This is a genomic window from Rhodopirellula maiorica SM1 (genome assembly GCF_000346295.1).
GTDB lineage: Bacteria > Planctomycetota > Planctomycetia > Pirellulales > Pirellulaceae > Novipirellula > Novipirellula maiorica.
This window is the reverse complement of the sequence record NZ_ANOG01000467.1, coordinates 1-10,897: the sequence shown is the minus strand read 5'-3', so window position 1 is coordinate 10,897 and position 10,897 is coordinate 1. Positions and strand designations below refer to the sequence as shown.

Here is a 10,897-nt window from a genome sequence, read left to right as displayed (position 1 = left end):
ACTCTGCATCGTTTGCGTTGTACCTTTTCGTGATCGGAATCAGCATCTCGGGCTTAAAATCGCTGCCTGGGCCCCGGAATGCCGCGTACTTCGACACACCGCCCCCGAAAATTCAGCTCCTAGAAATGCCGTGCCAAGCGATAGCCGTTTGCCTATGATAGTAGTTGAGGCGAATTGGCCCAGCGGGAGATGGAATCCAGTGGCCATTGAAAGAGTAGCCGTAGGGACACCGCCATCTTAAACTTGCCTTCAAAAAAGCTTCCACCCACCTCTAGCGAAAACGAACGATGAATCATCGCCCTTCAACCTTGGTCTTCTTGCTTCGCCCCCACGTGGCCGGGGTCCTGCTATTCGCTTTGATACTCAGCCAAGTCGTCATGCCGTCACAAAACGTGGCCGACGAACCTGCTACGAAATCCGCCAACGATGGCGACAAACCGACCGAAGCCGTTGCGACGCTGGCGGGCGGATGCTTCTGGTGCACCGAAGCAGTATTCGAACGAATCGATGGCGTCAATGATGTGGTTTCGGGCTACATCGGCGGCACCGACCCCAAGCCCAACTACAAAAAAGTATGCACAGGGCAAACCGGACACGCCGAAGCGGTCGAAGTCTATTACGACCCCAGCAAACGCAGCTACGAACAGATCCTCAAGATCTTTTTCAAAACTCATGACCCAACCAGCTTGAACAAGCAGGGTTATGACGAGGGGACTCAGTACCGCAGTGCAATCTTTTATCACGATGAAGCCGAAAAGCAGGCGGCGGAAAAGTTCATCGAGAAACTAAACAAGTCGGGCGACTACAGCAGCCCGATCGTCACGACGCTGGAAAAGGCCGAAAAATTCTTTCCCGCCGAAGAATATCACCAGGATTATTATCGGCGAAATCCAACAGCGGGATATTGCCAAGCCGTCGTGCGAAACAAAGTCCGTAAGACGAATCGCGAATTTGGCGACATGCTGAAAAAGTAATTTTTTGAACAAGCGAGCCGAACGATGACCGCTGTCCGATCCTCTTTCGCGATCCTAAAGGCTGCGGTGGCGATCCTGTTGTGCAGCGGTGTCGCGACGGCGCAAACGGTTCAGCTGCCATCGATTGAATCCTTTTCTTACTCCGGCAGCGTAGTGGTCCCCGATCGTGGCACCGCATTCCTGGGCGGCAATCGCTCGGCGTCCTTTGGATCACGTCGCAGCGGGCTGCAGCGTGGATTCGGTTCGTCACAAAGCATTTCTCAGGCAACCGTTTCAGCGACCATCATCGATCTGAAGGAAATGGATCGGCAGATTTTAGGTGGTACCCCCGAACAGTTTTTGCAACGGGAACGGCAACGGGAAAAATCGGGGGCGGCACCGCCACGGAATCTTGATCCGGATTTTCAAGGCAAAGCGTTAGTGCGATATGCACGCACGCAATATCGCCAAGGCAACACGACGGCCGCGTTTGCGGGATACCAACAAGCCATCGCGGTGCTGTCGCCTCATCTGAAAAACTTAGCCACTGCCGAATTCAAACGCGTCTTCGGTTCTGCCGCTGAACAAGCTCTGCACATGGCGTCGCTCCGCTAACACAAAGTCGCCCGACGTCTCCGACGTCGGCAAACATGTGGAACAGGCTATCCACAGGCCCCAATATGCAGCGCATAGAGCCAACATGCTTTTAGTAGGCCGGATTGGCCGAAACGATTGACTAATCGTTTTTGCATTGGACCGATGAGACGTTTCCAACTGCGTCCGCCGACCCGGCATTCACCCAGCCTGCATCATCATTTCCATCAACCATGTCATGTATTCGCCGTAGCAGAGCGTTTACCGACGATTGCGATAAAGCTTGGCACCAGAATCGTGCGGACGTAGAACGTGTCGATCAGCACGCCCAGCCCGAGCGCGAAGCCGAGCTCGACAATGCCTCGCAATGCCGCCCCTGTTTCACTCGGAAAACCAAAGAAGGTGGCGATAGGTGGAAACCATACCGACGCGGTCATACTGAAAAACGTTGCCGCCATCACCAACCCACACGCGGTGATAATGCCTCCGGTGCGAGAAACAGCACGGCGCAGCGCAGCCAACCACCCCAATCGCTGCTGTTCTTCTAACACACGCGTCACCAAGTACACGTTATAGTCTTGCCCGACTGCGACCAAGATCACAAACAGGAACAACGGCAATTTCCAGTCTAGCCCGACATAATCACTGCCATACGCGGCGCGGAAAAACAGGATCGTCAGCCCCAATGTCGCGTAATAGCTAATCAACACAGTGACAATCAAATAGAGCGACAACCCAACACGCCGGAGAACAACAACCAAGACCAAAAAGACTGCCACGACCACGGCGATCTTGATCAGCCGGTTATCCGAAAGCGTCACTTGGCGAAGATCAATGATCGACGGGGTGGTGCCAGCCAGCAGGACTCGCGAGCCATTCCAAATCGATTCGGGATCGTCGGAAAGCTGTTCCAAGAAGTGCTGTAGATTCAATACCAGCGATGCCGTCTCGGTTGAAAATGGGTCTCCTTCAATGATGATATCCAGCCGCACCAATCTATTTTTGAGCTGGGGGACCTCGCTGAAAAAGTAGCCTTGGGCGATCCGATGATTCTGCAATGCACGGCGTCGCCATGCGTCTCCGCTCAGCAATCCCATGTCCCGATCGGGCGGAAAATCACCCATCGGGTCATCGGCGGTCCGCACGGTTGCCACGCCCGGTTGTGAGTACAATTTGGACGCGAGTTGCTTGACGTTTTTCTTGACGACGTCATGCGGCAAATCGTCGGGACGAACAATCAGCACCGTGACAGGATTGATCTCGCCAATATTAAAGTGCTTCGCCATCAAACGCAGTCCCTGGCGACTGGCCGCCGAGTGACTCAATTGGCTGCTCAAGTCATAGGTCACCGAGCGTTCGTTGATCAGCCCATAGATTCCGGGGACGATCAACAACACGCCTCCGAGCGACAACGCGGTGACGGGATACCGCGTCAACACCAGCGCGATCCATCCCCATAATCCGCCGTGCGCGGAACTGGATGCATGGCTTGACGAAGGGCCGAGCAGCGATCGACGCGCGGGTTGGCGAATATCGATTTTAGTGGGCCAGAACACAGTTGGCCCCAACGCTCGCAACATCGCCGGCGTCAGCGTCGTGCAAACCAACAATCCCACCAGCAAACAGATGCCAATGATCGGCCCGGTGTAATGAAACTTTCCAAACTGAGCAATCCACAACGTCCCCAAGCCCAGTACGGTTGTCAGCGCGCTGCCGATCAACGCTCCCATCACGTTGGAAACCGCATTGCGGCAAGCTACCGGCCACACCGTTTGACGTGCTTCCTCACGAAGCCGAGCGATCAAAAACAAACAATAATCGGTGCCTGCGCCAAATAAGATCACGACCACAAAAATACGGCTGGTTGTGAACACACGAAGATCCAACCCGGGGACCGTGCCGTCCATCGACCACTTTGTCAAAATCGAGACCAAGCTCATCGAAACAACGACGGCAAATCCGATCGAGATCATGGGGATGGCCACCAACAACGGCGCTCGATACACGAAAGTCAAAATCAGCAGGATCATCGCCACGGTGATCCACTCGGTGTAACGAATCGCATCACGAGCCGCCGTCAAAGTTTCACCGCCAACCGCAGCCGAACCGGTCACGACAACCTGCAGTCCTGGTTGCGTGTAACGCATGCTGTAGCGGTCCACAGATGCAATTAATTGCTGAACGGCCTCGAGTGTTTCGATATTGCTGGTCGCCGCCAATTCGCTAGAAAGCTGCAGCACGGCAAGCCGTGCCCCTTCTTTCTTTAGCCGCGAACCGACAATCGAGTCCTCCCAAGCCAAAACGTCCAACAGCGTGCTCCAACCACCAAGGTCGCGATCCGCGATCGGTGTCGCAATCGAGGGCAAGTTGGGCTGCAGGATAAGTGCGGCTTCATAATCCGCTTCGACCGTTTCGATCGCGTCGCCCCACTGTTCCAATAAATGACCACGATCCCAGTACGCCAGCGCCATCCGCGGTTCCGTCAGCGTCGGTGCCGATTTTGGCAATTCATCGGCGATTCGTTCGTAGAACCGCTCGTCAATCTGAATTGAATTGCTGAACGCTTCGCGAGCGAGTTTGATCCAATGGCCCGAAGCGGTGTCTTCGACTGGCGGGCCACCGGAATAACCTTCGGCAATCGCACGCTGCCAACTAACCTCACCCAATCGGTGATACAACCGCCGCAGCAGATCGAGCCCCACAATTTCATCCGACCGTTTCAACGCTCCTTCGTCACGCCCGATCACAAAAACCATCTGGCTGCGACTGCGAACGCCCGGAAAGGCTTCATCGAGCAGCCGGCCGCCCGCGACGCTGGTTAACTCTGCCGGCAAATACTCGAAGTCGCCATCTTGAGCGATATCCTCCCACGCCGGAGCGGCCATGCGGAGCACCACCGCGGCAACGATCCACGCCAACATCACCCAGCCCCAACGCCGTGTGACGAATTGTGCCCAGCGATGCGAAACAGGACGGCGCATGTGCATCGAAATTGGAAGAAGGAAGGTAATTTAGGAGGGAAGGGGCAGCTGTCAATCGAATTCGCTGTGCGACAATCCCGACGGCACCAAAGACATTAGCGAGAAAAACGCAAGATGTCTGCCCCCGAACCGAACTCGCCCCCCACACGATGACACGAAAGAGAGGAGGAGAAGCGATGGACAATATCGTGGTGCGATAAAACCGACGAGCCGACTTCGGCTGCCCCCAACTCGTCACTTGTGCTGGCGAAGCTTGTGACAAAGTCTGCCGATCGCTCGCCACCCAAAAAACGTTATTCGTTAGCCGCCGCGCCGTTGGGCTGGCTGCGTCGCTCTCGTTTCTCCTGGACCCCGAAAGCACGCAGCGCATTTTGAACCGAGTCAGTGCTGAGGTCTCCTGAAAGTTTGACGACTTGCACCTCACCGCTCGGCTTGGCGGCCTGGTCAAGCTTGTCAATCATTTCGCAGACCAAATTCAATAGCGGTTCGCCCTCCGCACTGACGATCAACGTGTTGCCGACCAAGTCGACTCCCATCGACAATTTGCCTTTGAATGAGAAGTCGGCACCACCCCCGTCTTTCCCACCTTCGGATTCAACTAGCCCGCTACCGCCCCCATCGAGACTCTTGGATGCTTTCTGTTTATCGCCATTCTCGCCGCCGCGGCCGCCTTGTTGGCCTTTCCCACCTTGGAACGTCTTGTCGTTGCTGCTGAGCAAATCGCGATAAGCTTCCTTGACCGTTTCGGCGATACGGTCTGCCTTGCCGTACTTGATTGAGACGAGTTTAGTGTAGCGGGATTTGCGTTTATTGGCCGGTTCCTCGACATCCCACAATTCGATCAACTCTTCGATCGTACGCAATTGTTCTGATGTCGCTCCGCTGACCACAAGCGTGTTGGTGTCGACATCGTCCACAAATTTCAGCTTTGCTCCTTTGCCAAGTCCCGTCGGCTCCTCTTTCTTGTCACTGTCGTCGCCTCCCCAATACCAGCGAAAGAACGAATCACTCTCGTCGTCCGCGTCATCCTCGTCTGCGAAATAGTCCTCCAAGTTCAGTCGCATCCAATACGCACTGCTGTGTTTAATCTTGAATACTTGATAGGGACGTTTTGGAGGTGCGATTTGCAACATCAAGTTCTCGAGCTGATCGAGCGCCTTGGTATCAGGGCTCATCAACACAAGATTTCCCGACTTGTCGAATTCGATGCGAATCGGTTGCGGTGCTTTTCCGCCGCCGTCTGTCGTTTTCTCTGATTCGGCATCTTGAAACATGCGGTCAAATTCTTCTCGCGACTGCACGATCGGCGGATTGGATTCAGCACGCGTAGGCGATTGGACCAACGTCATTGCATCGGTTTTGAACGGATTGTGGGCGGCCGCTAAATTGCCGGCATCCGTATCCGCATCAGGCTGTTGTTCGGCGGGCTCTGATTCTTCGTCGCTTGATTCATCCGGCTGCTGCTCTTGCAAGCCTCTGAATTGGCTTTCGGCTGGCAACTCCAGCGGATTCGGCGAAAGTTGGCTCCACTGTTTCTGCAGACGACGCAGATACTCGAGTGTTTCGGGACTCGCCGATGCATCGATCACACGGAGCATACGGTCGCTGCCACCGGGTGGTGGCAATTCGCCCAGCTTGATCAGCAGCGACTGCACCTCTTCCATTTCCAGTTCGTTGGCCCACAGCAGGACTTGGCGATAACGGTTGTTTGCCGCAACACGGAACTCGTCTTTCGACTTTTTGTCTTCTTCGGGTTGGCCAAAGCCGTATCCGTAGTAGGAATAGCGGCTACGGGAACGACTCGAATCGTCGTCCTTCTTTTTTCCCATCAAAAACGTGATCGACTCGGCGACTTCGCCTGCATCGAGTCGTCGCAGCTGCAGTACGTGGAAATTTCGTCCGCTTCCATCAAGTCGTTCGATGAGTGATTGGATAATGAAACGATCGGCCGCGGACCCGGACACAATCAACGCTCCGTTTTCTTTATCCACACGAATACGGGTCGCTGGCTCGAGCACATTCATTTCGCCAATGATCTCGACCAATTTCTCAGGATCAATGGATGCCAAGCGGAACACTTCGACTCGTGATTGAACATCCGACAGCGACGCAAGAGAACTGCTGGGCACATCGATCCGTTTGATAAATTCACCAGCGATTGCAATCCGATCATTAGGCGCCCGAATGATCACCGAGTTCTGCCGAGTGTTGGCGACAATCGAGATCTCGACCTTCTTTTCAGGAACGGGAGGCTTGCCGTTATTTTGCTGACGCATTTGCTGCATCATCTGCATCTGCTGAGGCGACATCGGAGCTTCGCTCTTTTTTTCGACGCCGAGAAACTGCTCGAGCATCCGCTTCGCTTCTTCGGCCGGCAGGTACCGCAGTTTGAACTCCGGTGCGAGCGCCTCGCGACTTGCGTTATCCGACTCTTCGCCAAGCAATCGAGCGACCTGTTGCACGTTAATCGCGGCGTCCATCACCTCGATGCGGTTGGTCGTCGACAGCGATGTGATGCGTCCATTGGAACTGATCATCGGCTTCAGCTCTTCCGCCAACTTCTCAGCCGACAACCACTGCACGTCAAGCGAAACGCGAACAAAGGCGTGAGGCAACAGCTTTTGGAGCTCTTCGGGAGTAACGCGAGGAACGATGGCGGGATTGATCGTTTCTGTCTTGGCAACCGTCAAACCGCCGTCGAGTTCCAGGATCGCGTAGCCACGCGCGAGCAGATATCGATTAAAAAGATCTCGCGTCTCAGCAACGGTGTAGCGTCCTGGGGATGAAAGATTGACGCGGTCCCCGGGAAGCTCGAGCCAATCCAAGGGCTGGTCCGAAATTTCGGCGAGCCACTGAACCAATTCGACCCACGGTTGGTTGCGGAATTGAAAGGCGACACGGCCGTCTTCGCCGACCGTCGCTTTTAGCTCGTCCGGATTTGCGGCGATGACCATGGGCATTTTGCCATCGCTCGCGTCGGAGGCGTCTGGTTCAGGAGCCGCCTGAGTTTCCGGCAACTGGTCGCGCCGGATAACCTTGGGTTTGTCGTCCTTGGGCTCTACTGACTTGCTGTCTTTCTTTTCCTCCTTGGCTTCCGGGGGCTTACCGGGCGTCGCTGGCCGGACATCATCCGAAAACGCTTCTACAGCGACAACGAGGTTCAAAAGGCAGAGGATTGCCAGGAAGGGGAGAGATTGCGAAGGCACGGGGGAGAACACCTAAGGGAATTGTCACAGACCAAGACCCCGCCATTATGGCTGATAGCCCGACCTGTGACAAATCAATTCTCCACTCGCTAAAAATTAACGCAAATCGCTCATTTCCATCGATTTGCAGCGGGGATGAAGGCATCCATAGGAGCCAATTCCACCGGATTGGCCTGATCGGCAAAGGCATAGCCGAGACGAGCAATCCGGTCGGCGGCCCCTGTTAATTCATTCGCGTTGTTCAATTTCAACTTCACGCTTGCGAATTCACGAAGGATCTCATCCAAAACAGGCACATTGACCTTCGCTGCTACGCTTTTCAGTCTGGCGGCGGCGCGAGCGGTCCGTTTTGCTGCCGTGATGCCATAGGTCGCCTTTTCGGTCGCGACCGCAGTCGCTCGCAGCCCGGCCTCCAACTCAGCAATCATGCCCGCGACAAACATCACTCTCAATCGCTCGGGGCTGCTGACATCATTGGACTTGCCATCGGAACGAACAAAGTTGTGGCGAACGAGTCCTTGGCTCCACGATACAAATTCAAAATCGAGGCTACCGACCGAGTGACCACCGACATTGACCAGTTGCTCGTCGGCAGCGGTGTGACAACGCAAACAACTCTGTGCGACCAAGAAGACGTTCTCTGGATTACGCATGCCCGCATGGATACTGTTGGCGATCCGCTCTTGGCGATGTGCTTCGGTTTCCGTCAACCGCGTGATTCCTTCGCCACCATAATCCTGGTGAAAATCAATCCAATGCTTAGCAGGGCCATGACACGATTCGCATGAGACTCCGGCGATGACATGAGTATGATTGGTTGCCGTGTCGGTCTGTTGGGTGTAGTGACACGCCACACAGCGGCCTTCGTTCTTGATCGAGGTCAGGCCGAGCTTGGCGGCGATTTGTTTGGCTTCGGGTCGACGGTGCAGTTCGTCAAAGGTTTTGGCGTGCGGCGTTGCTCGCCAGACTTCGATCTCTGCCGCGTGGCATTTCACGCACGCCTGATTGCCGACCACCAAGTGAGGCGACGCAGGACTGGCCGGATGAACCGCAGCTCCCGCGGATGCCGAGGGAGTGGTGCCAAGGGCGCACGACGACGTCAAAAGACAAAGGGTCGTCAATACAGTCCAGCGAACGAGCATCGTCAAAGTCTCCATCCTAAACAGAGGGGGGGATCTGCCTCGTCCACTGAGACTTGGATAAAGGAGGACGAAGCAAAAACATTGGGCTACTGAAAAACTAGGTCGTTTTTCGCACCCAGGCGGTAACGCCACGCAAATTATTCGGTTTTCCGAACACCTGGTATTGGATGGATTGCGAGTGTGAACGACAAACCGCTGACGCTTGACAAACTTTTCCGATTCTGCTGAATATGCGGGGACTTTTGCTCAATGTGATGGGGTTTCATTGCCGATGAGCGAGAACATCGAGGTGGAGGGAGATACGCAAATGGGCACAAAAGAACCCCAACAACGACGACGCTATGTCGACATGTGGGCGTTGCCGGGTATGCATCCAAGCAACGTCGAATTGTTGCAAAAGCTGAAAACCGCCGACACCAACCATTTCACCACGAACATGGACGTGGTCGGTACGGTGTCCGAGCAGGACCCCGAATCAGGTGACTGGGAAAAGTCGCATATGTTGGGGCTGCGCACCGACGTATGGAAAGCCGACAAAGCGGAGATGGAAGACGCGTTAGATGTATTGCAGAACCAACGACGCACCGAGCTGAAACAGCAGATTAAGAAGTCTGGTCGGTTGAGCAGCAAGCAGCAAAAGCAACTTGATGAGAAGTTGGCGGAGGATTGCGTGATGCAGATGGATGCCGGCGCAATTGAAAAACGCCGACTGGTATTGAAATTGTTCAAAACATCGAACGAACGCACCAGTTGGTGTGGCACGATCGAGCAGATCACTACCACCGAGATCCACAACTCGATCGGCACGGGTAAGAGCTTGCTATCGATGGTAGTAATGCTGCCACGCAGTGAATGTGTGACCTACATCCAGCAAAACCACCGCACTTTTCGCATCCCATCGCTATTCACGTTTGCGTTTTACGACGACGGTCGAATGCAGCATGTCGTGTTGAAACGCCGCTGGATTTCGATTGGGGCGGATTATGAAATCGAAGTAGGCGGCAAATCGATTGGTGAAATTGACGGTCGCTTGTTCTCATTCGGATCGGACAGCTACTTGGATCTGGACCCCAGTGATTTGAGTGAGAACCGTAGATTCGTTGATTTGATGACGCTGTTCACAGCCAGTATTGGGTATCACAAAGCGATGCGAAAGAGCGTCGAACGTCGGGTCGCCGCAACGCTTTGCGGCGACACCCATTGCCATGTAATCGAAGACGAAGAAATCCGATTGCTCCACAACGGCCGAGCCGCCGCCTAACCCCCCCGACCTCTTCTCCCAGGGACGGCCTCTTCTCCCAGGGACAGGCCTCTTCTCCCAGGGACAGAGCATCTCGTTGGGGTAAAGCGGATTCCCACAGAAGTGCTAAAGAGAAATCCGTTGTATTTACGGACGTGTGCCGTATCAAAACGTTGCCGATCGCGGGTCATTTCGCCGAAACTAGGTTTCATTGCGACTAAGCGTGCGCAAGTTCATCTATCGGCGACACGTCACCACGCTCAACACCTGAAAAGAATAGATGCTCGCAAGCTAATCCGCTTGGGTGAGTAGCTCTCGGGCTCTTCGCCGCAAATGATAGCGGCGGTGGGTGCGGTGGCTGCGCAGAGGATCGACACACTCGGGGCGTCCGGCGACCGTGCAAAACAACCGGCCAAAGTCGCTAACCAATTCGCACCAGGTCTTGGTGTCCAAGCCCAGTCGCTTGAGCACCGGTGGTAGGTCTGCCGGTGTCTTGCCTCGCTTGCCAGGTGCAATCTGGCGAGCGGTCCAGTCGAGTGTCTCCAGGTAATCTTCGAGTGACATCGGTAGAAAACCTTTGTCGCTGCAGCGTTTGCCCGTCTTGCTAACGCAGGGGCCAATCTCACCGGACCGCTCATCGATCGCAACCGGCGACAAGAAATTGTCGCGTCGTTTTGCTACTGGAACGCGTTCGTCTTGATCCGCGGTGATCGACTCAATTCGCCGCTGAACCGAGGTGTGATTGCTCTGTTCGAGCGTTTCGGCCATGGCAGCTCGAATC

6 protein-coding genes and 1 pseudogene are annotated in these 10,897 nt (G+C 54.9%); 3 read left to right on the top strand and 4 right to left on the bottom strand.

Annotation, left to right across the window (positions count from 1 at the left end; all coding sequences use genetic code 11):
- Window positions 1-377: 377 nt before the first annotated feature.
- Together msrA and RMSM_RS36915 are read left to right on the top strand one after the other, a co-directional pair.
- The gene (msrA, locus tag RMSM_RS14730) at window positions 378-974 is read left to right on the top strand and encodes a peptide-methionine (S)-S-oxide reductase MsrA (protein WP_390173022.1); all 597 of its coding nucleotides are present in this window, start codon (window positions 378-380) and stop codon (window positions 972-974) included.
- Between the two features lie 24 nt (window positions 975-998).
- The gene (locus tag RMSM_RS36915) at window positions 999-1,568 is read left to right on the top strand and encodes a hypothetical protein (RefSeq protein WP_008697530.1); all 570 of its coding nucleotides are present in this window, start codon (window positions 999-1,001) and stop codon (window positions 1,566-1,568) included.
- A 215-nt stretch (window positions 1,569-1,783) separates the two neighbouring features.
- On the opposite strand, the gene RMSM_RS14720 is transcribed toward RMSM_RS36915, so the two are convergent.
- The 3 genes from RMSM_RS14720 to RMSM_RS14710 all read right to left on the bottom strand — a co-directional run bounded on the left by RMSM_RS14720 (window position 1,784) and on the right by RMSM_RS14710 (window position 8,876).
- Window positions 1,784-4,528: an MMPL family transporter gene (locus RMSM_RS14720; protein WP_008697527.1), complete on the bottom strand. Its 2,745-nt coding sequence runs from the start codon at window positions 4,526-4,528 to the stop codon at window positions 1,784-1,786.
- Window positions 4,529-4,821: 293 nt separating this feature from the next.
- Window positions 4,822-7,488: a secretin N-terminal domain-containing protein gene (locus tag RMSM_RS14715; protein WP_390173021.1), complete on the bottom strand. Its 2,667-nt coding sequence runs from the start codon at window positions 7,486-7,488 to the stop codon at window positions 4,822-4,824.
- Window positions 7,489-7,844: 356 nt separating this feature from the next.
- The gene (locus tag RMSM_RS14710; RefSeq protein WP_236622142.1) at window positions 7,845-8,876 is read right to left on the bottom strand and encodes a cytochrome c family protein; all 1,032 of its coding nucleotides are present in this window, start codon (window positions 8,874-8,876) and stop codon (window positions 7,845-7,847) included.
- Window positions 8,877-9,183: 307 nt separating this feature from the next.
- Between RMSM_RS14710 and RMSM_RS14705 the strand changes: the two genes are divergently transcribed.
- Window positions 9,184-10,137 carry a hypothetical protein gene (locus RMSM_RS14705; protein ID WP_144057660.1) on the top strand — a complete coding sequence of 318 codons (954 nt, stop codon included), beginning with the start codon at window positions 9,184-9,186 and terminating at the stop codon, window positions 10,135-10,137.
- 270 nt (window positions 10,138-10,407) lie between these two features.
- On the opposite strand, the pseudogene RMSM_RS14700 reads toward RMSM_RS14705, so the two are convergent.
- A pseudogene (locus RMSM_RS14700) lies at window positions 10,408-10,897 on the bottom strand (hypothetical protein); the annotation flags it as partial.

What these genes read in the sequence shown, in the direction of transcription:
- RMSM_RS14705 (WP_144057660.1), top strand. Translation starts at nt 9,184, where the DNA reads ATGGGCACAAAAGAACCCCAACAACGACGACGCTATGTCGACATGTGG.
- msrA (WP_390173022.1), top strand. Translation starts at nt 378, where the DNA reads ATGCCGTCACAAAACGTGGCCGACGAACCTGCTACGAAATCCGCCAAC.
- RMSM_RS36915 (WP_008697530.1), top strand. Translation starts at nt 999, where the DNA reads ATGACCGCTGTCCGATCCTCTTTCGCGATCCTAAAGGCTGCGGTGGCG.
- RMSM_RS14720 (WP_008697527.1), bottom strand. Translation starts at nt 4,528, where the DNA reads ATGCGCCGTCCTGTTTCGCATCGCTGGGCACAATTCGTCACACGGCGT.
- RMSM_RS14715 (WP_390173021.1), bottom strand. Translation starts at nt 7,488, where the DNA reads ATGCCCATGGTCATCGCCGCAAATCCGGACGAGCTAAAAGCGACGGTC.
- RMSM_RS14710 (WP_236622142.1), bottom strand. Translation starts at nt 8,876, where the DNA reads ATGCTCGTTCGCTGGACTGTATTGACGACCCTTTGTCTTTTGACGTCG.